This is a genomic window from Microcoleus sp. OTE_8_concoct_300 (assembly GCF_031383065.1).
Taxonomy (GTDB): Bacteria; Cyanobacteriota; Cyanobacteriia; order Cyanobacteriales; family Microcoleaceae; genus Microcoleus.
Map to the genome: position 1 here is coordinate 14,234 of NZ_JANMZH010000674.1, position 24,637 is coordinate 38,870.

Annotated in this window: 21 protein-coding genes; 10 read left to right on the forward strand and 11 right to left on the reverse strand. The window is 44.8% G+C overall.

Going from position 1 to position 24,637, the window contains the following annotated elements; translation table 11 throughout:
* Positions 1-24 precede the first annotated feature (24 nt).
* Positions 25-537: a GNAT family N-acetyltransferase gene (locus ACUVJL_RS30555; protein ID WP_445249270.1), complete on the reverse strand. Its 513-nt coding sequence runs from the start codon at positions 535-537 to the stop codon at positions 25-27.
* Positions 528-824, reverse strand: coding sequence for a type II toxin-antitoxin system TacA family antitoxin (locus ACUVJL_RS30560; protein WP_445249271.1), 297 nt, complete (start codon positions 822-824; stop codon positions 528-530). The genes ACUVJL_RS30555 and ACUVJL_RS30560 overlap by 10 nt, the downstream gene beginning before the upstream one ends.
* A 323-nt stretch (positions 825-1,147) precedes the next feature.
* Here ACUVJL_RS30560 and ACUVJL_RS30565 point away from each other — a divergent pair, with 323 nt between their 5' ends.
* The 4 genes from ACUVJL_RS30565 (at position 1,148) to ACUVJL_RS30580 (ending at position 4,490) form a co-directional block, all read left to right on the forward strand.
* Complete coding sequence (locus ACUVJL_RS30565) at positions 1,148-2,509, forward strand: branched-chain amino acid ABC transporter substrate-binding protein (protein ID WP_445249272.1); 1,362 nt, start codon at positions 1,148-1,150, stop codon at positions 2,507-2,509.
* A gap of 149 nt (positions 2,510-2,658) precedes the next feature.
* Positions 2,659-3,735 (forward strand): branched-chain amino acid ABC transporter permease, encoded by a 1,077-nt coding sequence (locus tag ACUVJL_RS30570; protein WP_445249273.1) that lies wholly within the window; start codon positions 2,659-2,661, stop codon positions 3,733-3,735.
* Between the two features lie 18 nt (positions 3,736-3,753).
* The gene (locus tag ACUVJL_RS30575) at positions 3,754-4,167 is read left to right on the forward strand and encodes an element excision factor XisH family protein (RefSeq protein ID WP_445249274.1); all 414 of its coding nucleotides are present in this window, start codon (positions 3,754-3,756) and stop codon (positions 4,165-4,167) included.
* Complete coding sequence (locus ACUVJL_RS30580) at positions 4,155-4,490, forward strand: XisI protein (protein ID WP_445249275.1); 336 nt, start codon at positions 4,155-4,157, stop codon at positions 4,488-4,490. The genes ACUVJL_RS30575 and ACUVJL_RS30580 overlap by 13 nt, the downstream gene beginning before the upstream one ends.
* 42 nt (positions 4,491-4,532) lie before the next feature.
* Here the strand turns inward: ACUVJL_RS30580 and ACUVJL_RS30585 are convergent, their stop codons facing one another.
* A complete protein-coding gene (locus ACUVJL_RS30585; protein WP_445249289.1) occupies positions 4,533-5,105 on the reverse strand; it encodes a Uma2 family endonuclease in 573 nt (190 codons plus the stop codon).
* Between the two features lie 360 nt (positions 5,106-5,465).
* Between ACUVJL_RS30585 and ACUVJL_RS30590 the strand changes: the two genes are divergently transcribed.
* From ACUVJL_RS30590 to ACUVJL_RS30610, 5 genes are all read left to right on the forward strand, one after another.
* Positions 5,466-7,031: an ABC transporter permease subunit gene (locus tag ACUVJL_RS30590; protein WP_445249276.1), complete on the forward strand. Its 1,566-nt coding sequence runs from the start codon at positions 5,466-5,468 to the stop codon at positions 7,029-7,031.
* Positions 7,032-7,181: 150 nt separating this feature from the next.
* On the forward strand, positions 7,182-8,018 hold the full coding sequence (locus tag ACUVJL_RS30595) for a class I SAM-dependent methyltransferase (RefSeq protein WP_445249277.1): 837 nt from the start codon (positions 7,182-7,184) through the stop codon (positions 8,016-8,018).
* A 475-nt stretch (positions 8,019-8,493) separates the two neighbouring features.
* Positions 8,494-9,264 carry a hypothetical protein gene (locus ACUVJL_RS30600; RefSeq protein ID WP_445249278.1) on the forward strand — a complete coding sequence of 257 codons (771 nt, stop codon included), beginning with the start codon at positions 8,494-8,496 and terminating at the stop codon, positions 9,262-9,264.
* A gap of 11 nt (positions 9,265-9,275) precedes the next feature.
* Positions 9,276-9,842 (forward strand): hypothetical protein, encoded by a 567-nt coding sequence (locus tag ACUVJL_RS30605; protein WP_445249279.1) that lies wholly within the window; start codon positions 9,276-9,278, stop codon positions 9,840-9,842.
* A gap of 118 nt (positions 9,843-9,960) precedes the next feature.
* Positions 9,961-10,740, forward strand: coding sequence for an ABC transporter ATP-binding protein (locus ACUVJL_RS30610; protein WP_445249280.1), 780 nt, complete (start codon positions 9,961-9,963; stop codon positions 10,738-10,740).
* A gap of 239 nt (positions 10,741-10,979) precedes the next feature.
* On the opposite strand, the gene ACUVJL_RS30615 is transcribed toward ACUVJL_RS30610, so the two are convergent.
* Entirely contained in the window at positions 10,980-11,810 is an 831-nt protein-coding gene (locus tag ACUVJL_RS30615) for a PEP-CTERM sorting domain-containing protein (RefSeq protein ID WP_445249281.1), read from the reverse strand.
* 317 nt (positions 11,811-12,127) lie between these two features.
* On the opposite strand from ACUVJL_RS30615, the gene ACUVJL_RS30620 reads away from it, so the two are divergent.
* Positions 12,128-12,835 carry an ABC transporter ATP-binding protein gene (locus ACUVJL_RS30620; protein WP_006631855.1) on the forward strand — a complete coding sequence of 236 codons (708 nt, stop codon included), beginning with the start codon at positions 12,128-12,130 and terminating at the stop codon, positions 12,833-12,835.
* Between the two features lie 434 nt (positions 12,836-13,269).
* Here the strand turns inward: ACUVJL_RS30620 and ACUVJL_RS30625 are convergent, their stop codons facing one another.
* The 7 genes from ACUVJL_RS30625 to ACUVJL_RS30655 form a co-directional block, all read right to left on the reverse strand.
* Complete coding sequence (locus ACUVJL_RS30625; protein WP_445249282.1) at positions 13,270-18,771, reverse strand: response regulator; 5,502 nt, start codon at positions 18,769-18,771, stop codon at positions 13,270-13,272.
* Positions 18,771-19,025, reverse strand: coding sequence for a hypothetical protein (locus tag ACUVJL_RS30630; protein WP_445249283.1), 255 nt, complete (start codon positions 19,023-19,025; stop codon positions 18,771-18,773). The genes ACUVJL_RS30625 and ACUVJL_RS30630 overlap by 1 nt, the downstream gene beginning before the upstream one ends.
* Positions 19,026-19,320: 295 nt before the next feature.
* Entirely contained in the window at positions 19,321-20,718 is a 1,398-nt protein-coding gene (locus ACUVJL_RS30635; RefSeq protein WP_445249284.1) for a hypothetical protein, read from the reverse strand.
* A gap of 78 nt (positions 20,719-20,796) precedes the next feature.
* Positions 20,797-22,089, reverse strand: coding sequence for an ArnT family glycosyltransferase (locus ACUVJL_RS30640; RefSeq protein ID WP_445249285.1), 1,293 nt, complete (start codon positions 22,087-22,089; stop codon positions 20,797-20,799).
* Positions 22,090-22,560: 471 nt separating this feature from the next.
* Positions 22,561-23,754 (reverse strand): acyltransferase family protein, encoded by a 1,194-nt coding sequence (locus ACUVJL_RS30645; protein WP_445249286.1) that lies wholly within the window; start codon positions 23,752-23,754, stop codon positions 22,561-22,563.
* 311 nt (positions 23,755-24,065) lie between these two features.
* Complete coding sequence (locus ACUVJL_RS30650) at positions 24,066-24,197, reverse strand: DUF1257 domain-containing protein (RefSeq protein ID WP_445249287.1); 132 nt, start codon at positions 24,195-24,197, stop codon at positions 24,066-24,068.
* 30 nt (positions 24,198-24,227) lie between these two features.
* Positions 24,228-24,476, reverse strand: a complete 249-nt coding sequence (locus tag ACUVJL_RS30655; protein ID WP_445249288.1) for a DUF1257 domain-containing protein — start codon at positions 24,474-24,476, stop codon at positions 24,228-24,230.
* Positions 24,477-24,637: the final 161 nt, after the last annotated feature.

Genomic DNA, 24,637 nt, shown 5'->3' on the forward strand with positions numbered 1-24,637 from the left:
CAACGAGAGCAACTAACGTCTGAGCTAAAGTGAAGCAATGGCATCGCTAACTTTCACCATGAGTGTCATCGGATCGATCGGCGAAACAGTAAGTCCGCACTTCTGGTAAAACAGCTTCGCATCTTCCGAAATAGCGTGTACGAGAATTGCCCGTATCCCTGCAATCTCAGCAGCTTGCAAAGTGCGAAGAATTGCATCCCGCAGCAAAGCGCGTCCGATGCCGGAACCTTGCCAGTTGCGATCGCAGGCAAGCCGTCCAATCACCATAACAGGAATCGGATCGGGCATATTGCGCCGGACTTCAGCCGTTGCAGCAGTTTGTGCTATTGCTCCAGTTGCAAGACAATAGTAGGCAATGACTGCTTGGCGATCGCACAAAACATAAGTCCGTGAAGCGCCCTCTGAGTCATTTTTCAGCGCGCGGCGCTTGAGCCATTCATCTAACTGAGTGTTGCCTGAATCAAAGGTCTCAATTTGATGTAACGAGTTCAGCTTTTCAGGCGGGCACAGTTGGTCTAAATCTCGATCTAATCCCACGGAGATTTTGTTTTTAGTAATGCGTTTAGCTTCTGATTTGGCGTCGGCGGTGCATCCAGCAGCGCCAAAAATTCCTTAAATTTAAGTTCATCTAACCCAAAAAAACAGCGGTCTAGAAGAACATCTTGAGCTTTTTGGTAAGCTGATTCAAGCATGAACTCCGATCGGCTCTTTCCCTGTAATTGGGCCGCGTGATCGATGAGAGCGCGTTGATTCGCCTTAGCTCGAATGTTGATTGTCACATCGCGGGTCTGGCTGGCTGATTCTTCAGATGCTGGCGGGTGCATAACAGTTACCTCTAGCTAGACACAGTAGTAATTAGAGCTAGTAGCTCTAGCATATTTATATTCTATTTTTTTGTATACACAATGTCAACACATCTACTGAAATCTTCGATCGCGGATCTAGTTAACCGCGATGGAATCGTGAACTCACGCATTGTACGGGCAGCCCCCGCCGCCCCTGAGGAGATCTGGTCTAAGTCCTGAAGTTGCCTTTCTAGGTGTGTTTTTGATAGTTGACACAAATTTTTTAAACTTGTGCTAACTCTTGACTACATACTTAAAACAGTGAAAATATGCTAAGACGCAAGCAACAAACGAACCAACCTATGAACTTTTCCCAGAAGTCAGGGGGCCAAAGTGCCACACCCCCAAAAATTAACTCAACACAGAATCTCGGCGCCGCAGGATTGCGGAAATTACTTTTTGCCGCCGGAATAGCCTCTCTGTGCGCTAGCTGTCAAAGTCCTCAAGCACCCACCGCCACAACTCCCGGAGGCAGTCCCGGAACCAGTCCCTCAGCCATTCCTCCCGCAATCAGCAGCCCCGGAGACCCAAATACTGTCAAAATTGTCTCCATGCTCCCGATGACAGGCAGCGCCTTGGGTCAATCTCAAACAATGGTCAACGGCATCCAACAAGCACTGGCCGAAACCGACTCCAAAGCTTGCGACGGCAAAATCCAAATCCAATACGAAGTTTACGATGACGCCACCGCCGCCGCCGGCAAATGGGACCCGGCCCAAGTAACGTCCAACTCCAACAAAGCCGTCGCTGACGGTTCGGTAGTTGCCGTCATCGGTCACTTTAACTCCGGGGCCGCCAAACTTTCCATTCCCGTGCTCAACCAAGCTAACATCGTCATGATCAGTCCGGCCAACACTTATCCGGGACTGACTAAACCAGGAAAAGGCGAAGCCAAAGAACCCAACGTTTATTATCCCGCAGGCACTCGCAATTTCAGCCGCGTTGTCCCCGCTGACGACCTTCAAGGAGCTGTAGCTGGCAACTGGGCGAAATCTTTGGGCGTGCAAAAAGTCTACATTCTCGACGACCAAGAACTCTACGGCAAAGGCATCGCTGATATTTTTGAAGCAACTGCTAAAAAGTTGGGAATTCAAGTCCTCGGAAGAGAGGGAATTGATGTTAAAGCTAGCGACTACAAGGCGTTAATGAATAAGATCAAAGCTTTAAATCCAGACCTGATTTACTTTGGAGGGACTACTCAAAACAATGCCGGACAAATAATTAAAGATATGAGAAATGTTGGAATGACGCCTGATGCAGTTAAATTCATGGGCCCGGACGGCATCAAAGAGCAAGCTTTAATTGACGCGGCAGGCAAAGATGCCGAAGCAGTTTACGCTACTTTTGGCGGCTTGCCTCCTCAAGGATTGACTGGTGCCGGTGCGAAGTGGTACGAAAGTTACAAGGCAAAATATAATGCTGAACCGGAAGCTTATACAGCTTACGCCTATGAAGCTGCTAAAGTTGCGATCGGCGCAATTAATAAAGTTTGCAAAAATGACCGCGGTGCTATCCGCGAAGCTGTCATGGCAACTAAAGATTTTAACGGGGTACTCGGGACTTGGAGTTTTGACCCCAACGGCGACACGAGCTTGACTACAATGTCAGGAAATGTTGTTAAAGGCGGCAAGTGGGAGTTCGTGAGCGCGCTCAAGCCGGAATAATTAGTTATTAGTCATTTGTCGGCGGTAATTAGTAGCAATGGGTACCTTACCCAATCACTTTACTAGGGTGCTCTTCGGCACACCTTAACCAATCACTTTAGTAGGGTGCTCTTCGGCGCACCTTACGAATTACCAATCACCCCAAAATTATGAAAAAATGGCAGAGTATTCTTCTATATCTAGGTGTAGCTTATATAGTTTTGTTGTTAGGGCCAATTGCCGGATTTGACTTGCCCAAAATTATTGGAGAAATAGCCAGCAATCCTGAAGTTTTTATCCAACAATTATTAGTGGGTCTTGTCAACGGCGCGCTGATTGCAATTATTGCTTTGGGTTACACTATGGTTTATGGCATTATTGAGTTAATCAATTTTGCTCACGGCGATTTGTATATGTTGGGCGCTTTTGCTTCCCTAACTGTGTTCGGGGCTTTTGGCATTCAAGATGGCGCATCTTTAGGTACTGCTATACCGGTGATGTTAGTCGCTTTAATTGTATGTTCGGTGTTTTGTGCGGGGCTTAATATTGTTGTCGAAAAGTACGCTTATCGGCCTTTGCGAAATGCTCCCCGTTTGGCTCCTTTAATTTCGGCAATTGGAGTTTCTTTTATTTTTCAAAATATGGGGCTGTTTTGGGGGGGATTGAAAGCTTTTATTCCGGTGATGGGTTCTAATTCTGCTGCTCCGAAAAGCTTTCCCGATTTGTTACCGCGAGTTGATATTCTGAAAGCTTTGGGAATTCAAACGAGTATTGTATTTACTACGAAAGATTTAATTGTGTTGGTGGTGGCGGTTGTATTGATGGTTTTGCTTCATGTGTTTGTGCAATATACTCGTCTGGGAAAGGCGATGCGGGCAACTGCTCAAAGCCGCGATGCTGCTAAAATTATGGGCATTAATGTGGATCAAATTATTGCTCTGACTTTTTTGATTGGGGGAGCTTTGGCGGGTTCGGCTGGGATTCTGGTTGGTCTGTACAACAATACTATTGTTTTTACGATGGGGTTTACGGCGGGTTTGAGGGCTTTTACGGCGGCGGTTTTGGGGGGAATTGGCAATATTGTGGGGGCGATGTTAGGAGGGGTTTTGATTGGGTTGCTGTCGTCTTTGAGCGATCAGTATTTGTCGAGCCGTTGGACTAATGCTTGGGTGTTTGGGGTTTTGGTGGTGATTTTGGCTTTTCGTCCAGGGGGTTTGTTGGGCGAAAACGTTCAGGAGAAGGTTTGAAATGGCAGGGTTGAAAAAATGGCAAAAGACATTTATCATTATAATGTAAGGGCTGCCTTAGAAAAGGATGGGTGGATAATTACAGACGATCCTTTGACTCTGCAATTTGGTTCGCGCGGTGTGTTTGTGGATTTGGGAGCTAAAAAGCTGCTAGCAGCCGAACGCGAGGGACAAAGAATTGCAGTTGAAATCAAAAGTTTTGTCGGCAAATCTCTAGTAAAAGATTGGGAAAATGCGATTGGGCAATACACTTTATATTTAAAAATACTATCGAAAAAAGAACCAGATCGAACTCTATATCTAGCAATTACTGAAGAGATTTATACCAGCTTCTTTAATGAAGATATCGTACAAGTTGTACTTGCAGACGGAGTAATAAAAATTATCGTTGTCGATACTATTCAGGAGGTTATTACCAGATGGATAAACTAGACAAATACCGCGACTTAATTTATAAAATCCTGTCGTACTATGCCAGCCTACCGTACAGATACGCCGAGATTAATAACAAAGTCATTGTCAGCGAAGACCGAAATGATTTTTTATTGATGAGTGAAGGCTGGGAGGGCCAAAGGCGACTTCACTACTGCCTCGTTCACGTTGAAATTCGCAACGGCAAACTGTGGATTCATTATGACGGTATTGAAGACGGAATTACTGATGAATTACTCGAGGGTGGCGTTCCTGAAAACTGCATTGTTTTGGCGTTTCATTCGCCGGAAGTACGCAAGCATACCGGATTTGCCATAGCCTGAAAAATCCCCTTGCAAAATATCGAGTTAACCTGCGCTATCAAATTAAATATTCCCTGGTTTTAGCCAGCCAAAAACTTCGCCTAAAGTCAACTGCATTTCCGGCATAAATTTTGGCATCGGAAGTATATCTGTTGGTTCTTGCAATGAAATCGGCTGCTGCTTTGCGGGATAGGCTAAAATGTTTTTTTCATCGGGATCGAGCAACCAACCCATCTGACAACCGGCATTCAAACAGTGCAAAATATTGTTTGTGACTTTGGTTTGGCTTTGGGCTGGGGACAAAATTTCTATTGTCCAGTCTGGGTGAGCATTAAATGTATTGGCAATTTCGCCGTCAGCGTCTAGGGGAATGCGATTCCAAACAAAAATCGCGACATCGGGAACAATAGAACGTCCGCCAAAGGTGCAGCGAAGTTCTGGTAGGGCTAGGGCAATTTGCGGTTTCTCTGCGATGTCGTTGGTGACTGTTACGAGTCTGCCTTGTAGTTTGCTGTGTTTTCCTTGTGGCCTAGGTTTTTGTACGATCGCACCTTTGATGTATTCGCTAGCGGCTGTGGTTTCTGGGAGTTGCAAAAACTCGTCGAGGGTGATAGTTTTTTCAGGTGCTTGTACCATATAGCGATCGCCCGTTTGAAGCGTGTTGCGGTAATAGTTCCAGTATATTTGAAGTTTCGTCACTTTTGGTGCAATAATCCAACTCAAAAGACTCTAAACTGTAGCTAGCCCGATCGGCAGTTTCCAGAGCCAGCGGTCGATCGAGTTGCTTGAGGTGAGGCAGAAGTTGGCACTACCCGTGTCAGTCGCATCTATAACTGCGATTCCTAGCATTTTTTCATCTAACTACTGACTGCTGACTAATAACTAATGACTGCTGACTAATGACTAATGACTGCTGACTAATGACTACTGACTACTGACTGCTGACTAATGACTAATGACTAATAACTAATGACTAATGACTAATAACTTCTTCCTATGTCAGAACAAATAATTAATGCGATCAAATCGAGCGGTATTTTAGGGGCGATCGGCTCTTTGACTGTTCTGTTATTCGGCGGTTGGAGCGGCACCGTGATCGGCTGGCTGATGGGTACGGCGATCGGCTTTATCTGTTGTCAGGATCAGAAGGTTTACAGCCCGAAAATGGGTGCGACTATCGGCAGTTTAGCTGGTTTGGGATTGGGAGTTTGGCTATTAGTTGCGAGTGTGGTAGAAGGGGTTTTGATTAGACCTTTTTCTGGTCAATCTGCTGTGGCTTTGCCGACGACGCTGCTGTACGGAATTTGCAGTTTGACGATCGCAATTTTGACAGCTACGTTAATGGGTGCTTTGCAGGGTTTGCAGGGGGAACGCCAGCGGCTGGCAACTCTTGTGACATTAGCTTTTATTCTAATTCTGTTTCCCTTTATCGACATTCAGGCTCAGACTGGCTGGATTGCTACTGTAGTACAGATTCAAATCTTTATTATGTTGGCGCTGGGTTTGAATATTACTGTGGGTTTTGCGGGTTTGTTGGATTTGGGATATGCGGCGTTTTTTGCGATCGGCGCTTACACGACAGCTTTGCTATCTTCTGGGCAGTTAAATATTACTTGGAATTTTTGGGTGGTACTGCCGATAGCCGCCGGTGTAGCTGCGATCGCGGGCGTAATCCTCGGTATTCCGACACTGCGGCTCAAAGGCGATTATTTGGCGATTGTTACCCTCGGTTTTGGCGAAATTATCCCGGTTGTCTTTAGGAATTTAACCGCGATTCGGATCGACGAACCAGTCTCGAAGATTGTTGCTGCTGTTTTGGGCAAACCCGAGTTGGTGCTGTGTCTGGTTGGGTGCGATCGACCTTTTAACCTCACCGGCGGGGAAGCGGGAATAAACCCGATCGGGCGTCCATCTCTCCCCATCGTCGGCACTTTCAGCACCGGCAACTACTTTCCCTGGTACTACCTAATTTTACTGCTAGTTGTCTTCGCTTACTTCATGATTTCGCGGCTGCGAGATTCCCGCTTGGGGAGGGCGTGGAATGCCATGCGCGAAGATGAATTAGCGGCGAGTGCGATGGGCATTAACCTGGTCAAAACCAAACTTTCGGCTTTTGCGATGGGAGCGACGTTTTCAGGCTTTGCAGGCGCGTTTTACGCCGCCTATATCAGCGCAATTTTTCCCAGCGTTTTCGATTTCTCGGTATCGGTAATCATCCTGTGTATGGTGATTTTAGGCGGTTTGGGCAATATGACCGGGGTGATTTTGGGCGCTATCATTATCATGTCTGCCGATCGACTTTATCTGCCACAATTAGCGCAAGTCCTCAAGGGTTTTCTGAATACTTTTGTACTCCCCAGGATTGCAATTCCCCAGTTGCGAGAGTTTCTGGCGACCAGTTTAGACCCGATTCAAATGCGCTTATTTCTATTCGGCTTAACTCTTGTTGTCATGATGATCGTGCGGCCGGAGGGGCTGATTCCGGATAAGATACACCAAGCTGAACTGCATTCTGATGGTGAAGCGAGCAATGAGTCTTTAGCAGATGCGAGAAGTCAATAAGTAGATAAGGACAAAAAAACATACTATTTTGTAAGCGGGTTTAGCTAAGAATCTAGGATACAAGGGAGTTTCTGATTGTAAAAATCCCCTTCCCATCTAATTCTTATGTTTATTTGTAACCAACTACTTAGTAAGGGTGCAAGATTAGCCATGAAAAATGTAACTGGTACTGCTTTTATCGTTGCGGAATTTAGAGCAGAAGAGAATGAAGAGGCAATTCCTCTTTACACTGATAATGTAGTAAAAATCTGGCTGAATGAGGAAACCAAAAAAATAGCTAGCCACATAGCTCAAAACTCTCCCGCCGCTAAAGAAATGGTTAAGTTGCGGACTAAATATTTTGATGATGTTGTGTCAAATCTAATTTTAGGAGGTTGCAAGCAAGTAGTTATTTTAGGTTCGGGTTTGGATACTCGCGCTGCTAGAATTAATGGAGAAAAAGTCACTTATTTTGAAATAGACGATCGCGCGACTCTTCAATTAAAAGAAGAAACTCTCAAAGCTAACAAAGTTACTGCAAATGTTCGCTACCTTCCCGGCGATTACGTAAAAGACGGTTTAATCCCCTTGCTGACACAGAGTGAATTTGATTTCGCTCGACAGACATATTTTTTGTGGGAAGGCAACACTACCTTGCTTGGCAAAAAAGATGTAATATTTGTATTAGAACAAATTCGCGACAATGTTCATAATTTCCGATTGTCCTTTGATTATATGTCGGAAAAGGTGATTTTGAGAACGACGGGCTACCAAGATATCAATGATTACATAGATAAATATGAAAGTATGTATGCACCGTGGATTACTGGGTTTGAAAATATTGCAACTTTGGCTGACGAACTCCATCTCAAAGTTATTGACAACTTTTCGACTGCCGATTTACACGCACAATATCGCCCTGGCCGTTCGCTAGAATCTAATCTTTTTAAGTTCTATTTTGTCTGTACGTTAAAGAATTCAGTCGGGTGCGTCAGTCCCGATATCTGACTTAACTGAGACAATTGGCTGCTGGCGCACCGCAGATCGCAGACGATCGCACTTTGTGTGTACGCTAGAAAATGTAGTAAGTAGTCGGACAAAAGTAAATAGGACTGTATTAACTTTTGTTGCAGAAAGGCACTGAGGCGATCGCTTCGGTGCGTGTCAACTGAAGGAAGTCGTGGCTCAGATCCTTTAAGAACAAATTGCCACGCCCGATTGAGCCGACTTTTCCTACGACGCAGGACAAACTATCGCGATCGAGACGTTCTTACGTTTGCCACCCAACAAGAAGGTGCTGATGGTGTTAGGATTGCTCTTAGTTAGGCGTGTATCAATGCTGTACCCTAATGCCTCCAAAAGTATTTGCCAATGTCTCAGGTAGGCTAAACTAGGAATTAACCAGCTTGACCGTCACGGCAGCAGGATTAGCCATCCTCTGTATCGTCTGGCCAAGGTCGAATCACTCCAATTATTCAAAGCTATGACTTTAGCGACAAAACAAATTATTGAAAACAGCAATGACACCGAAGAAATTAAGGGAGTTGGAGAAGAATTTGCAGCAATACAACAATCCTTAGAAAAAGCATTCCAATCTCAAGATGCTCTGGCACCAGAGGAGGGTCTTCGAGAGCTGCTGTCAATCTACGACCTTTATCTCCATATTGAATCAGAAACCAATTCTGGGGAAAGACTTAAAAGCTTAGAAGAACTTGAAAGTAGCGTCGAAGCATTTAAGATAAAGTACAAAAAATTTGCCACGAACGAAACTTTTGTTGCCCTAGAAAATGTACAAATTTGGGCTAAAATATCTAGAACGCTGATGTATGTCAAACATTCATTTACGCTTGCTGCATCTCTTGAAGACCACGAAGTAAAGCAACTAGCATTGTTTTACGTAGGACTCATCAATTTATTAGATATTGCAGAAAATTATCTAAGCTTCTTTACCAAAAAAGGTCGCGAATTAGCCAAAGATATAGCTCAGACACTAATCAGCTATCAAACATTTGAAGATTATGCCAAGAAAAAACCAGCAGATGAAATCACCAGCCAAGCTATAGGCATAAGAAATGCAGCCAAAGCAATTTTGTGGGAAATTGATAGGCACGACCGCAAAAAATTTTCGTATAAATCACTCTATGAAGAAGCTAACAATGCACTAACAACAGATGATAAAGAAGAACTCATTAAAACTCTGCGTTCCTGGCGTGAAGAGTACATTAATGAGCTTGAAAAGCTATCAGACAACTAGCAACCTAATTCATGAGTACGTTTATTTTTTTAGATACGGGTGTCGTCGGAAAACTCATACATCCCCTTGTTGACCAAAGCAAAAATAGGTTGGTTCAAAACGCTGAAAGTGAAGTTAGGGAATCGACTAGAGAAGCAATTGAATGTAATGAGTGGTTAGAGAGGCTAACAAATGAGGGATATCGTGTAGTTATATCCGAAATCGTAAACTATGAAGCAAGGCGCGAGCATATCAGACGAATCCGCAATCGCAAATCTGGACTAGAAGAGAAACAAAAAGCTCTTAAAGCTCTTGAAAAACTAGATGCGCTAATCACAAAAAGAGTTGTATATTTTCCAGTTACTTGCGAAGAGGGCAACGTAATGCAAGAAGCGGCTGAGCTATGGGCTTTTGCACGCAATAATTCTTATGAAGCCCAAGATGCAGATTTAATTATAGCCGCTCAAGCCATCATTATTAAGAGAATAGGAATAGATGTAATCATTGCAACAACTGATACCGAAGACTTTAACCGATTGCTAAGACAGCACCACATTGAAGCTAGACGCTGGAGAGATATTATACCAAATCCGCCTTAGCATAATACCTGACACCAGTGAAAAACTTCCAGTGTCATTTTATTTTCCACGGTTTTTGTCCTGAAACTCAAGGGGCAATTCTCTAACCACTAAACTAATATTAGGAAACAAAACCATAATGTCACTATTAGAAGCACAGCAACTTACAATGCGATTCGGGGGTTTGACAGCGGTAAATCAGGTCAGCTTAACTTTGGAAAAAGGAGCGATCGCTAGTTTGATCGGCCCCAACGGTGCCGGAAAAACCACATTTTTTAATATGCTTACGGGCATCTATAAACCGAGTGGGGGGCAGTTGGTACTTGAAAATAAAAATATTACCGGTTTACCGCCGGATCGCCTGACAACTTTTGGCATTGCTAGAACTTTTCAAAATATCCGCTTGTTTAACAACATGACTGTGCTGGATAATGTTTTAGTAGGTAGACACTGCCGATTAAAAAGTGGTTTGTTGGGTGCAATCCTCCGGACTCCGGCTGTGATTTTGGAGGAACGGGAAGCTCAGAAAAAAGCCTTGAGTATGCTTGATTTTGTCGGTTTAGGTGCTTCTAAAGCGCCGGAGTTGGCAAAAAACCTTTCCTACGGGGACCAGCGGAGATTGGAAATTGCGAGGGCTTTGGCTTCCGATCCGAAAGTGTTGCTTTTGGACGAACCGACTGCGGGGATGAACCCGAACGAAACGGCTGATTTAACTCGCTTTATTTACCGGATTCGCGATGAGTTGGATTTGAGTATTTTGCTGATTGAACATGATATGAAGGTGGTGATGGGAATTAGCGATCGCGTTAGTGTAATGGAGTACGGTACTAAAATTGCTGAGGGCACTCCGGCAGAAGTTCGCGCAGATCCTCGGGTGATTGAGGCATATTTGGGAAAAGAAGAAGATGGCAATGGTTAATGGGTATTGTGTCCCGACAGATAAGTGAAGTGCTCCGTGCGCCTCCTAGGAAGAAGTGATATAATGTCTGGCAAATTAACCGCAATAAAAGTAGGGGCGGGTTTCACCAACAATATGTAATTCAAATTGATAATATTTATCAACCTGCCCCGGGCGACAGAATTTTATAACCAGCAACTCAACCGAAACTAGAGGAGGTGCGCAAGGCGCACCCTACGGCTTGATGTTGGGGGTTGTTCCTAAACTTTTGATGTAACTTGAGAGAATTTATTATTGAGTTTTCGCCTCCTGACAAACAATCCTAAAAAGATTGCAGTACCTAATAATGTGCTCGGTTCAGGAACTGCTTCTGCCTCTGCGATATTGTTCTTAACTTCTACTAACCTTAAGTTAGTGGCGCTGTCGAATGTCCGCGAATACACCCCAGAAGTAGACAGGAGGCTTTGTACTGCACTTCCTTCAGCCATTGAATTAAAATTAAGTGGTGTGGAATTAAAGCTGTTGCTGGCGGAAAAATCCAAATAAAGACCACTATAAGAGTCTAAAGCGCTGGTAAGTTGAAAAGAGTCTAACAGAATGTTAGTAACAGTGTTAATCAACGAGAAAGATATACTGCCACTCGTACTGCCGCGTTCGGATTGGCGGTTGTCAACTGATATTAAAAGATCTAAAACTGTCTGGAAACTGAAGGAAAAAGTTTCTGCGGCATCAATGGCGAAGTCGCCGATCACTGCTGCTTGAATTTGGGCGAAACCGGAATAGTTATTGCCGTCACCTTGGACTTTACTTTGCGAGAGATTGGCTGCCAGCAATTCGTGACTGTTAGATAGAAAAACTTTATCAGCAGTCGTCTCGCTAATAACTGAACCGCTGTTAGCTATTGTCGGAGTGTAAGTGTTAGTAACTGTACCTGTATCATTCGGTCTGTGACTGAAGTTGTTAATGCTTACTGCTGCTGCTGAGCCTGCGAGTATTGCAGCACTGCTAGGGGCAATGCCTACAGTCAAGCCGGTTACTAAAGGAGTTGCTAATAAAAATGCGATCGCTCCGGTACTGTGATTTAATTTCATGGTACATCTCCTTAAATTTGAAAAAGTTTAAGTGCTGTTATTTGTAACTTGTAGCGGTTGGTTTCGCTTACGGATTAATACTACCTCTTTACTTAGAGAGTTTTGTAAAGATACTGTCAATAAATTTTGTGTTTGATTAAAAGTTCTGTAAAGTGGGTCGCAACAACTTCTAAAAATACAGGGTGTCGGAGCTACGGGTGGTGTTGATTTAAGTAAAATTACTGCTTAATCTAAAAAAAGTTAATTTTAAAAAAATGCAATAAAAATTTATAATTAGTCGGGATAATATAATAAAGGACAAAGCAGAAAGAGTAATTATGTTGGAAATCAAAGACATTCACACCTACTACGGAAATATCCACGCTCTCAAAGGAGTATCGCTAACTGTCTCGCAGGGAGAAGTTGTGACATTAATCGGCAGCAACGGGGCGGGGAAAACTACAACTCTCCGCACAATTCAAGGACTGCTGCGCCCGCGCCAAGGCACTGTATTATTTGAGGGAAAGCCTTTAGAAGCACTATCTACAGAGGCGATCGTCCGTTTGGGGATTTCTCAAAGTCCGGAAGGGAGGCTAATTTTTCCGCGAATGACGGTGCAAGAAAACCTGGAAATGGGTGCTTATCTCCGCAACGATACTCTCGGTATCAAGTCCGATATGGAAAAAGCATTAAATTTATTCCCCCGTTTGCGAGAAAGAATTAGTCAAAAAGGGGGAACTCTCAGCGGCGGCGAACAGCAAATGTTGGCGATCGCCCGGGCTTTGATGTCGCGCCCCCGCTTGTTATTATTGGACGAGCCTAGTATGGGATTGGCACCGATGTTAGTCAGTCAAATTTTTGCGATCGTCCGCGATATTAATGCTGAAGGAACAACTATTTTACTGGTGGAACAAAACGCCCGCATGGCTTTAAGTGTGGCCCACCGCGGCTATGTCATCCAAACCGGTCAGGTGGTAGTCGCCGGTACTGCTAGCGATTTGCAGTCAAATGAAACTGTTCGCAAAGCGTATTTAGGTGAAAGTTAAATAGCTATCCTCGTAATGGGTAATCCTGTATTATATCATGTCCCGTTATACAACCATAATTCTGTTCGTAGTAAGGACTTTAGTCCTTATTAATTCATACATAGAGAGAGGACTAATACCCAATCCTGGGAAAGCTACCCCTTTTCTCATTCGGCCGTTGAAACCGCTGCATAGAGTCAAACTTTCGTGCACTCCAAGGGGAGTAAGAGATAAAGGGGGTATTTAAGGCGGATTTGGTATAAAGTCCTCACTACAAACACTCGCTAATTACGGGAAAACCGGACATCATATTATCTCGAGTGGGGTTAATTAAGTATCCTGGTTGCGATTGGGGCGGGTTTACTTGGCTTTCTGACTTGTATTAGAGATTTTGGTGAACCCGCCCCAGAGGGGATTTACCTTTATATTCCCAATTACCAATTACCAATTACCAATTATCCCAGTTGCGATCGCAACTTCCCCGTTTCCAATTCCGTCTCAAAAGCCGCCCGCACCTTTTCCCACTCCGCTTGCGCTTCCAACAGGCGATCGCGCGCCGTACTCACATCAAAAACCTGTTCCCCTCCAGACTCAACCGCCACGCGGCCCATATACTCCAACTCCTTGCAAACAGCAGAAAAAGACACGGCTCCTAAATTGGCGCTGCTCGACTTCAGCGTGTGAGAAGCCAGCTTCAAACTATCAGCATCGCCGAGAAAAATAGCCTCCTTAATGGTTTCTAACTGCTGTGGTGCGTCTAACAAATATATCTTAATCAGCTCCCCAAAAAAATCCGGGTCTTCCTCATCGTCTAGGTCGCGGAGATTGTGCCAAACATGAAAATCAATCGGCGAATCTGATCCGGGTTGAACAATCGAATATCCAGCATCCTCACTGTCAAGTTTATCGGAAATATCTTGATTTTTCGGCTCAGTAACGGCATCCAATTTCTCCCGATGCAGAGGTGAGCACTTGCTCAAGGCGAGCGCCAACTCTTCCCGGCGCACGGGCTTAGTAATATAATCGTCCATACCTGCTTCCAAACACTTTTCGCGATCGCCCTGCATCGCATTAGCAGTCATCGCAATAATTCTCGGCTTCTTGTTAGCCGGCCATTCCTGACAAATGCGGCGCGTCGCTTCCAACCCGTCCATGTTCGGCATCTGCACATCCATCAGCACAACATCGTAAGATTGCCGCTTCAGGGCCTCCAAAACCTCCAACCCATTAGCCGCAATATCAGCCCGATATCCTATCCTGTCGAGCAAATGCGTAGCGACTTTTTGATTCACCACATTGTCCTCAGCCAGCAAAATCCGAATCTGACTAGAATTAGCTGCATCCTGTCCAGCAGAATTGGTAGCAGACTGCCTCAAAACAGCAGGCGTCCGCAGCACGCGGTGCTGTTCTTGAGAATTTTCAAAATACTTCAATCCCGAAGTCAAAGTCATCACATTTGAAACTTCTCCCCTGCCGCTTTTGCCGCTAACATATCCAAAAACTTGCAACAACACATTATAAAACTGAGACTGTTTTAGAGGCTTCGTTAAAAAAGCAGAAAAATGTACTTCTGTAGTTTCAAGTTTTTTCCAAACTTCCGCCTTGCTTAAATAAGTAAACAGCACCAAAGGTAGCGCAACTTTGCGAAGGCTTTTAACTTTCTTCACATTTGGATTTAGACCGCCGCCGCTAGACAAAGTGCTGAGTTCAAATTTCCGAATCTCCACAGCCAAAGCCACACCGTCCATATCTGGTAGATTCATTGCCAAAATAGCTAAATCCAGCGCCGAGTTTTCTTTGATGATTTCCAAAGCCTCAGCACCCGAACTTACAGCCACGGGTATCATTCCCCAAGACTCTGCCTGCCGGATCAAAACTTGCCGATTAATGCTATGATGCTCGACAATTAACAAGCGCTTACCAGCGGCAAATTCCGGTCTTTTTTCCTCAGCCCGGATGTCATTAGCTTCAGCAATCACCGTGAAATAAAAAATCGAACCCGAACCCGATCTCGACGGCGGAGTAAATTCTGCAGGCCACCTTCCAGCCATACTTGGTTTGCTCGCAGAAACTGCCGGTTGAGACTTAGAACTTGCCGGAGAAACCTGGCTGACAACCCACATTCTACCCCCCATCATATCGCTCAAACGCTGGCTGATAGCCAGCCCCAAACCTGTCCCGCCGTAATGTCGCGTTGTCGAAGCATCCACCTGCGAAAAAGCTTTAAACAGGCGATCGATCCGGTCTGGGGGAATGCCAATTCCCGTATCATGGACAGCAAATTGAATCTCATATTGTCTGCTACGTGCCAACTGTCCCTGGTTAATTGCTAGCCGTTGCGGGTCTAGAATATTGATTGTTTCCGGCGAACTCTTAGCAGCTACCTGCTCAATTTGCCTAGCAGTACAGCAGACGACAATTTCTCCCGATTCTGTAAACTTAACTGCATTGCCCAGCAAATTTACCAAGATTTGGCGCAGCCTAGTGACATCTCCTAAAATGTTTTTCGGAACAGAAGAGTCAATAAAGTAAGCCAGCTCTAAACCTTTTTCTGAGGCTCTCGGAGCCAGCAATTCAAGAGATTCTTCTATACAGTTTTGCAGCTCGAAGGGGCTGCGTTCCAAATCCAGTTTTCCCGATTCAATCTTGGAAAAGTCGAGGATATCGTTAATAATAGTCAGCAAAGCATCGCCGCTGGTGCGAATTGTCTCCACAAAATCCCGCTGTTCTGGAGTTAGTTCCATATCCAGCAGCAAGCCCGTCATCCCGATTACCGCATTCATCGGAGTGCGGATTTCGTGACTCATAGTCGCTAAAAATTCGCTCTTAGCTTTGTTAGCAACTTCCGCCGCTTGTCGCGCTTGATCCAAAGCTTCATTTTGCTCAGCCAACTGTCGCTGTCGCTCAACTTCAGTTTCTAAAAGTTGTGCTTGAGCTAATGTAATTCCGACTTGAGCGGCAACATCTTCTAACAGTTCAATTTCGTCTGGAGTCCACTGACGAGTTGCATCGCACTGGTGTAAAGTAATAATTCCATTCGGTTTTCCTTGATAGGAAGTGCGAACCGCCAACATAGATTTTAATCCGATGCGGCGGCACATCGGCCCCGAAGATTCGAGCAAAGGATCGGCAAACACATCTGGAGATGCCAGGGCTATATCTTCAGCGAGGAGTTTTTCTGTGTAGGGGTTATAAGTGACAGAAAGTTCTAAATCTAAAGCCGATTCGTGACCGGGTTCTAAGTATTCCGCGACGCAAGGAAGGTGGGGATAAGGTTGGGAAAGATAGGTGTGAATTGTACAGCGATTGACGCCAAATACGCGACCGATTTGGGTGGCGGTCGTCTGAAAAATTTCTTGAGTATCTAAGGTCGATCGTACTTTTTGAGTAATTTGTTTGTGCAGTAAAACGCGCTGGTACTGACGTTGTAAAGTTCGCTCTCGCTCTTCGCGGGCAATTTCCGCGCCGATGTAATTGCCCATCAACTTTAAAATTTCAAAATTCAGCGGTTTCAAAGGAGATTTAGTGGTGCGGGAAGTAAAGCTCAAAGTGCCAAAAACTCGCCCTTGCACCATTACCCTCGTCCCCACAAAAGCCTCCAACTTGCGCACGCTGTAAGCGGGGTGGTTGCGCCACTCAGTAGTGCCGGCTGATTCGATAGAAATAGGTTCGCTCGATCGCAAAACCTCTCGCTCAAAGGTTCTGCTCAAAGAAAAACCGTCTCCTTTAGCAAATCCAAAGGGAAAATCTTCCGGTACATAAGCCGCGATCACTTCGTAGCGATCGCCCAAAACCCTGCCCAACAGCCCGATATCCATCCCAAACTGACTGCAACCCATTGCCAGCAACCGGAGCGTTCGATCGTCAAAAGAGCCTTCAGAGCTCACCATTTCCTCATAGAGCGATCGAATTGCCCGCTCGCTTTCCCGCAGTTTTTCAACCCCTTCGACGCGGTTGCACACATCGTGCAAAGTCCCTAAAATACCCGTTATTTCGCCCTGGGAATTACGCCTGACTTGGGCATATATTTCAACAGAAATAAAGTTATCCTTACTGTAAATTCCCAAGGAGTTTTTTCCCGACCCCGACTTGTACTTAAATCGCAGTTCTCGCCGTTCAAATTCCGACTTACCCGACAGCAAAGAATCCAATAAATTTGCACATTGCGCACGCTCATCTGGATGCACCCAATCTAAAAAATTACTTGCCAAACTTTCGGAAACCAAAAAATTCGTAATTTCCGTCCAAGCGCGGTTGAGAAATGTCCAAACCCCCGCCGCATCTATCTGGAAAATTACTGTTCCTTTCAAAGAGTCAAATAGTTGAAATTGAGCCTGATCGTGAGCCGGGTTTTTGAGTTCTAACTGCTTGTTTGGAGTAATATCTGTATGAGTTCCTACTACCCGCAGCGGTTTGCCCGTCGGGCTGCGCAAAACTTGACCCCGGTTCAGCACCCAGAGAGTGCTGCCGTCTTTGCAGTACATCCGATATTCTGCTGCAAAATCCGCTGTCTTTTGGGCGAAGTGCTCTTCTAAAGCTGCCTTTACGGAGTCAATATCATCTCGGTGGATGCGACTCCACCATTCCGATCGGCGATTCGAGATTTCCCCTTCTTTGTAGCCCAGCATTTCTTGCCACCGTACCGAATAAAAAAACTCATCTGTTTCGAGATTCCAGTCCCAAATCCCCTGATTGTTGACTGCTGCGGGGAGATTTGGCCGCTCCTGGAAACTGTGAGGAGAAATTTCAGCCGCGAGGTGCCTATTTGCTGCCCTCCCCTGTATTTCTGCTGAGAGTCTTTGGTATTGAGCGTTGCTAGATTCTAGCTGGCGCTGCAAAGCGATCAAGCCAGAATGCAGAGATTTTGAATCCAGTGCTTGTAAAAGGATAGTTTTAGGATTGACAATCCCGATCGGGTGATTGCTTTCGTTGATGACTAATAAAGGCAACTGGCAGTAGTTTTTTTGCAGCAGGGCGACTGCTGCTTCCAGGGTAGAGTGCGATCGCACCAGCGGCGGCGAAATGCTGCAAATCGCTCCGGCTTTAATTTTGTTCGAGTCTCTTCCCAGGGCCTGCAACTGCACGATGTCCCGCGAACTTACCACCCCAACCAGTTTGTGAATGTTGGGATTTAGAAATTTGGAATTTTGAGCAGCACCAGTCGAGTGTTGTTCGGGGGTTTCAGTGATTAATACATAGGTAACATTGTGTCTGAACATCAGTTGCGCCACATAGCGAACCGAACAATTAGCAGGAGCGTGAATAATTCGCGAGGCTGCGATTTGAGGGATTTGATAAAGTTTAATTAAACTCGCGGGCAGCTCTAATTTCGGATGCAGAATTGGCAGCGGCGGAGGGAACGCGAAACCCACCGCAGGTGGCGAAGCGCTGCTAATTGCTTTTTGTGTCGTCGAGTCCTCAATTCCCTGCAACAAAAGCACCAAGCTTTGAGGGCTAATTAAACCGACAAGTTCTTCAGTGTCGCTGACGACGGGCAAATGGCTGATCTTATTTTTCTCCAGCAGATTTGCTAAGGCAAAAAAGTCGGGGATTTCCGATTCTCGGGCTACTGTTACGGTTCGGATCATGATTTGCTCGATGGCAAATCCGCTCAAAGCAGCGCCGATCGAGTTTAGCTGTACGACATCTCGCGTTGTAAAAATCCCCAGCACTGTCTGGCCGCCCCGATAGGGAGCTTCTGAGCCGTTGAGACGCAGCCTGTTGCCTCCTGCGTGTACCGCACGCGGTACGCCGTTGTAGAAACCCGACTGTTGCCGCGATTGTGGGGAAGTCCCGTTCGTGGGATTTCCGAATTGAGAATTCCCGCGCGATTCTACCACGAGGACGTAACTGGCTCCTGTGCTGCTCATCAGCTCGATCGCCTCTTCTACGGGCGTCTCAGGGGTGACAGTGAGGGGATTGCGGTTAATGACCTGACTGAGGGAGGGAATAAACATCAGGGGGCATAAAAGTTATATTTGTTGGAAAAACCCGATCGCCAGCAGCAGGTTGATTGAGAGGCTTTACCCGCGAGATTTCCCAGCGCCCTCAAAGTTTCTGTACGATTAGACTCACCCATACTTCCAGCATTTTGGCAGTGAAAATTAATTCGGTGCCAAATCCTGATAATTGACGGGTTCTGACTTTCAGAACCAATGCTATCTGCCAGAGGGCGGACATGAAGGCTGGCGGGCAATTCCTCGCTTAGCATCACTGCTGCGGGTTTACGAGCAAGAATTTCTGCGATTGTCTAGACTGCACCCTACTTTCTCGCCCTCAACGGAACTCTCGCTCGGATTCTGTTTGAGGCAAGATACCTGCACGCTACCAATTTACCAGTGACAGGATGGGAATCACAACATGACGATTTAGGTATTGCAACTGTGCAATTAGGGGTTCAAGGGTTCAATGGCTAGAGGGATCGAGGGCCAAACCGGCCGAAAATAAATAATTCTGCTCATAACTAATTCTATCTTATGGCAATTATGACCCCGAGGATTTGAGCTTCAATTCTGGCGATCGAACTTGATGAGAATAGCGCTGTTCCCCGGGATCCCAAAAGTCGCATTACCACCCTTGAGCGTTAAGCTACCAGCAACCTCATCCATTCTCCGAGAACTGAACTCCCGCACCGTGCCATTACCGGCTTTGAGCAGAGCCGAAATATCAGCATTAACCGTGTAAGATTTGGCTCTATCGTTGACAACCAGCAAGTAAACATTGTTGCTAGTATCAAGAGTTGCAACTGCCATTAAATCCGAACTGTTAGTGATAGGAAAAAAGGTAGTTTTCCCACCCTGCAAAGCCCTAATTCCCATCCGCAAAGCATAGTAGCCCGCGCGCCGCTTGCCGGATGGCCCCAGCAAACCTTCTGGCCGTCCCGGCTTTCCCCAGTCGTACAAACAGAATATGTGACTTCCGTAAATATAATTATCCCCCGGTTGGGAACCTCGAATCAAATTCTTAATTACATTTAAAGCTAAAGATAAATTGTTATAGCTAATCTCGTAACTTCCCCATTCTCCTAACCAAAGCTGCGAGTTAGCGCGGACAGTACCGTTCATCCAGCCGCGTACTCTGCGGGTGTAGTTAGAAATATCTGCATCGTAGTTGTGGACATTGACTGTATCGAAATAATTAGGAATTTCTTGCAAAGCACTAGCCGGCCAATTGCTGCCGCCTACAGTTTTCGGGCCGTGGATGCGGTAAGTGCGCGAAGGCAAATAAGTTTTGTAAACAAAGTCGATCGCATCTTTTGCCACCTTAACCAATTCAAAATAGTCAGCCATAGTCCCGCCCCAACCCTGCTGGCGATTGTCCGGTTCGTTGTGAATTTCCCAATCATCAACGCCGTAATCATTGCGAACATTCAGCCAATAAACCGTAGCAAAAACGTGTTCCCACCACTCGTTCCAATCTTCTTTTGCGCGAGGCGGATTCAGTTGCAGAGACCAACTCGGATTCCAGGTATTGTCAACATTCCGAATACTCACCACCGGGCGAATATTTGCTTGTTTGAGACTATTAAAAATAGTTTTGGCATTGCCTTGCCAAACTGTGCCGGGTTCTCCCGACCACCAATAATCGCTACCCTGGGGCGGCTCGGTCATAATCTTATCCCAACGCGCCCAATTAATTATATTTGGATTTGTCTTAATTTCGTCAATAGACGGCCAGCCGTATTTACCATCATCATCTTCAGATTCCCATCGAGACATACCGCCGTAAATGCGGTATGTATTAATTCCCAAATCTTGCAAATCTTTGATGTCAAAATTGATATTGCCCTCGACAGCACCGATGTAGCGAGTGCTAACACCCGCAGCATTGCCGGAAATTTTAATTGTTTCAATGTTTTGAGCAAAAGTTGTCGTTCCGCTGAATAACCCTATGCCAATAGCCATTAAAACGCCGATTGTAAAATTCCGAATAGTTGTTTTTGATAACACTGAGTTAATAACTAATGACAAACTGCCTAATACCTACTGACTACTTAACTTCAACCGACGCTGAAGTTCTCCCGCCGCCGTCGCAATTACGACCGCCAAAATCGGGTGCAGCGGCTCGCTGTAGCGAACTTCTGCATAAGTGAGCGAATGAATCAAAGTAAAATAGCCACAGACTAGCAAAAGTGGCAAAAACTCCCGCCAGCGATGCCGCAAAACAATCATGCCCAAAGCAGCAAATACAGGCAAAATTCGTGACCAGAAAATGCCGACAATCCGTTGCGGCGAAAAGAATGGCCGCATTGCCTCCACATTAAACATAGCGTGAGAAGGCCAGTCACTCATAGGGTTTCCCAACCATAAAAAAACTGCCTTTTGCAAACAATACCATACATAGACTGCAGGCTCGCGGAGGATTGAAGCGATCGCCCGTTTGGTAAAATAGCGATCGCCCTCAATTGTAAAAGCATTGTGTCCCCCATTCCGAGCCGGATTCAGTTCTTCATCCCAAATTTGAACCAGATTGCGTTTTGGCACTTGTTCATAGGCCAAATGATAAAACTCGGGACTTCCTTGCCACAGCAGTGCCGTAGAAACGCTGTAAATCAAAAAAGTTTTGTGAGTTCGATAATTGTGGTAAGTCCAAGGTGCAGTAATGATGATAATTGCGCCCAAATAAGCCATAAACAAAGCTATCTTGCGCTTAAAAGACCATTGGCGCGGCATCAATAGTGGCACAATTGCTAGAAGCAACATCCCTGTCGGCCGACAAAGATTCGTAATTGCCAACACCGCACCTGCTAATGAAAAATTTTGCCACTGCGGCTGTTCCAATGCCCGCAGCAGACTCAGCACTGTTAAAATTATTAAAGGCGCGTATAAAATCTCTGTTTGCACCCGGCTGACATGAAGAATGAGGGAGGGATGCAGCGCAATTAATCCAGCCGCTACTAAGGAACTTTGAGCGCCAGTAAAACGCCGTGCTAGGATAAAAGTTAGCGGTATGATTGTCGCCCCCAAAAAAGCTTGTACGTAGACTACAGCTGCGGGAGAACGACCAAAAATTGCATAGCATCCAGCCACAAAAAATGGATAAATTGGTGTCCGGCCCGGCCACTCAAAAAAATAACCCTTCAGCAGCGCGTATGCCAAACCCTCATAGCCCGGTTCATCGCCTTTGAGACGGGCGGGGGTATCGGGGAGAGTTTGGTTGGTTTGCCACGCCAAATAAAGGCGGAATGCCAGTCCCAGCAGCGTCAGACAAATCAGTGCCAAGACAATTATGCGGTGATTTCTTTGCTGCTGCGCGGAGGATATGTCTGGTGTCATAAAAACTGATTGCGAAGATTTGATTGGCTTGCTCCCAATTTTTTAGGTAGGGAATGTCAAAAATTATAACCCGACTCATCCCAGATGCCTTAGCCGTTTTAGTAAAACTTTTAAAATACATAAAAGCTCCGCGTCATTTCTCAAAAGCCCCGGGATTTATTCCTTCGCAGGCTGATTGACGGGAGTAATACCCCATCCGGGATTTATACCCCTTTATTCTTTAGTCCGCTTGGAGTGGACTTCCTTTGTATAGTAGTAGTTTCAACCGCCTAGTCCAATTGGAGATTTTTAACGCGGATTTGGTATGATTATCAAATCTAGAATCTCAAATAGGCTGACTATAGCAATCCTAAATGAGTTGTAATTTTTTTACCCCACCCCAGCCCTCCCCTTAGTAAGGGGAGGGAGTAAGAAATTCACAAATGATTTACGAGCGCTATATGGACTATTCCCATGTAGCCGGATTATATATTATTTACCGCCCGAGGTAAAGTTATCCATCGCTAATCTAACTCGACTTGTGAGCGAGTTTGTTAGGTATTGTAATAAAAAAGCACTAACTATACAAATTTGAATCATTAATACATAAACTAAAATAGCACGACCACTACTCAAAAGTAAAGGTTCACCGGGAACAAGCACAGTAAAAAACTTTCGTATAATAATTAATCCTATAAACTGCGTTAAATATAGTTCATAGGAAATAGGAGAAATTCCTGTTAAAAATCTAGTTATTAACTCAGAAAATTTTAATTTCCTACAAGTATTGAACACAATTACAAATATGCCAAATCCAATAAAAGCATCATAAAAAGACAACCCAACAGGAAAAGCGACGCCTAAAATTTTTAGGTCATTAGCAAACTTTAACGAACCTATAATACCCAATAGTTCAAAAATTATTGCTAGGGCTATGGTGACTGGCTTAGTTAGGTAATTAATTAAGAGATTAGGATTACTTGCATAAACTTTTGCCATTACCATTCCTAAACAAAACTCAAATAACCTTGAAATTGCTAAATAGCCTGGATAACCGAAATCGCCTATTATTGGCATAAATAGGTTAAAACCTAACATTAAAACTAAAAATGTATAGGTGACTTTAATGAAAAAAGAAGTTAAAATAAACTGTTTGATAGAAAGTTGTTGTAAAAAGTTAAATATAAAAAAGAAACACAAATAAAATTGAATTAGTGGAAACATAAACCAAGAAAATGGGATGGCTTTATCGAGAATTACCCAACTTCTCCAAAATGACCACCATCCAAAATAGCCATAAAATAAATCTGACCTTAACCAAGGAATTATCAAAGATACAACTAAAAGTATCCAGTAGGTAGGGTAGAGCCGGAAAAACTTTTTTCTCATAAAAGTGCTCCAGCTTTCATCAGGTTTTAAAATTCGTGAATAAGTCAGTCCAAAACCACTGAGAATGAAAAAAATATGAACTCCCTGATATCCAAGCAAGAAAAATATATTCAGCAAATCTAAAACTATATTGCCCACACTATTAAAGGGCAGGGGAAAAAACTTGGCGACAGTCGAGGCTGGCCCTACTACTTTTAGATATTCCAAAAAGTTGCTGTATCCAAAAAATGGAGGCAAGAAATTGAAGGACCAAAAATGAACCCCCACTACCCAGCAGGCAGCAAAACCTCTCATCATATCTAATTCTTGAAATCGATTATACTTAATCAATAAAAATATCCGTTTAACTCAAAATTATAGCAACAGTTAGGACAGTTACAATGTCAAGCCTAGGACGTACTCGATCGCTCCTAGGATTCGGCAATAATTCTAGTCTATGTCATAAGATCCGGCCCTGTCATATCAAATCCGTTAGCATCGTCCTGTATTCATCTCTCTCTCTGTTCTCGAACTCTGCGTTAAGAGCGTACTCTGCGGTTTAATCATTCCAATGCAACCGGAATTGATATTAGTCATTAGTCATAAGTCATTAGCCAACAGCTTTGAGATTACACCCACTTCCCCAATACCACCCGAATAGTACCGTCTTCTAAAGTTTCTTCTTCTTCCACTGCAAATCCCTGCTTTGGCACTGTTGCCATCAAAGCATGATATCCGTAACGCTGAGTTAACTCGTTCAACCACTGCCGAGAATATCTGTAAGCTCGATCCTATGCTGAAATAATCGCTTTAAACTGCCCGTCTTCCTGCTGCTTGAAGCCCATATCGTTGCTGGCAGCTCCTAGATATTGGCCGCGTACAATTACCTCTGCTTTCTCGGGACGTACATCTCCTTGAAACCCATACAGACGCTGACCTGTTTCGTGTACCTCAACCCGAGCGAATCCTACATCTGCCAGCGCTTTTACTAAGGCATCTCGATTCTTAATCTGCGTCTTAATTGAAGTAAAGTGTGACATAAAAACTCGAGTTTGTGATACTTTTGATATATAGCAATCCTTGCAGGAGTCGTATTTTTTTTACCCCACCCCAGCCCTCCCCTTACTAAGGAATGAGAATTAAATAACTTCCACAAGTTTGTGGGATGGGCGTCCCGCCCGTCCTTTTTGGACGGGCGGGA

What these genes read in the sequence shown, in the direction of transcription:
- ACUVJL_RS30565 (WP_445249272.1), top strand. Translation starts at nt 1,148, where the DNA reads ATGAACTTTTCCCAGAAGTCAGGGGGCCAAAGTGCCACACCCCCAAAA.
- ACUVJL_RS30590 (WP_445249276.1), top strand. Translation starts at nt 5,466, where the DNA reads ATGTCAGAACAAATAATTAATGCGATCAAATCGAGCGGTATTTTAGGG.
- ACUVJL_RS30655 (WP_445249288.1), bottom strand. Translation starts at nt 24,476, where the DNA reads ATGTCACACTTTACTTCAATTAAGACGCAGATTAAGAATCGAGATGCC.
- ACUVJL_RS30620 (WP_006631855.1), top strand. Translation starts at nt 12,128, where the DNA reads ATGTTGGAAATCAAAGACATTCACACCTACTACGGAAATATCCACGCT.
- ACUVJL_RS30610 (WP_445249280.1), top strand. Translation starts at nt 9,961, where the DNA reads ATGTCACTATTAGAAGCACAGCAACTTACAATGCGATTCGGGGGTTTG.
- ACUVJL_RS30585 (WP_445249289.1), bottom strand. Translation starts at nt 5,105, where the DNA reads ATGGTACAAGCACCTGAAAAAACTATCACCCTCGACGAGTTTTTGCAA.
- ACUVJL_RS30615 (WP_445249281.1), bottom strand. Translation starts at nt 11,810, where the DNA reads ATGAAATTAAATCACAGTACCGGAGCGATCGCATTTTTATTAGCAACT.
- ACUVJL_RS30625 (WP_445249282.1), bottom strand. Translation starts at nt 18,771, where the DNA reads ATGTTTATTCCCTCCCTCAGTCAGGTCATTAACCGCAATCCCCTCACT.
- ACUVJL_RS30635 (WP_445249284.1), bottom strand. Translation starts at nt 20,718, where the DNA reads ATGGCTATTGGCATAGGGTTATTCAGCGGAACGACAACTTTTGCTCAA.
- ACUVJL_RS30570 (WP_445249273.1), top strand. Translation starts at nt 2,659, where the DNA reads ATGAAAAAATGGCAGAGTATTCTTCTATATCTAGGTGTAGCTTATATA.
- ACUVJL_RS30640 (WP_445249285.1), bottom strand. Translation starts at nt 22,089, where the DNA reads ATGACACCAGACATATCCTCCGCGCAGCAGCAAAGAAATCACCGCATA.
- ACUVJL_RS30595 (WP_445249277.1), top strand. Translation starts at nt 7,182, where the DNA reads ATGAAAAATGTAACTGGTACTGCTTTTATCGTTGCGGAATTTAGAGCA.
- ACUVJL_RS30605 (WP_445249279.1), top strand. Translation starts at nt 9,276, where the DNA reads ATGAGTACGTTTATTTTTTTAGATACGGGTGTCGTCGGAAAACTCATA.
- ACUVJL_RS30600 (WP_445249278.1), top strand. Translation starts at nt 8,494, where the DNA reads ATGACTTTAGCGACAAAACAAATTATTGAAAACAGCAATGACACCGAA.
- ACUVJL_RS30630 (WP_445249283.1), bottom strand. Translation starts at nt 19,025, where the DNA reads ATGCTAAGCGAGGAATTGCCCGCCAGCCTTCATGTCCGCCCTCTGGCA.
- ACUVJL_RS30560 (WP_445249271.1), bottom strand. Translation starts at nt 824, where the DNA reads ATGCACCCGCCAGCATCTGAAGAATCAGCCAGCCAGACCCGCGATGTG.
- ACUVJL_RS30580 (WP_445249275.1), top strand. Translation starts at nt 4,155, where the DNA reads ATGGATAAACTAGACAAATACCGCGACTTAATTTATAAAATCCTGTCG.
- ACUVJL_RS30645 (WP_445249286.1), bottom strand. Translation starts at nt 23,754, where the DNA reads ATGATGAGAGGTTTTGCTGCCTGCTGGGTAGTGGGGGTTCATTTTTGG.
- ACUVJL_RS30575 (WP_445249274.1), top strand. Translation starts at nt 3,754, where the DNA reads ATGGCAAAAGACATTTATCATTATAATGTAAGGGCTGCCTTAGAAAAG.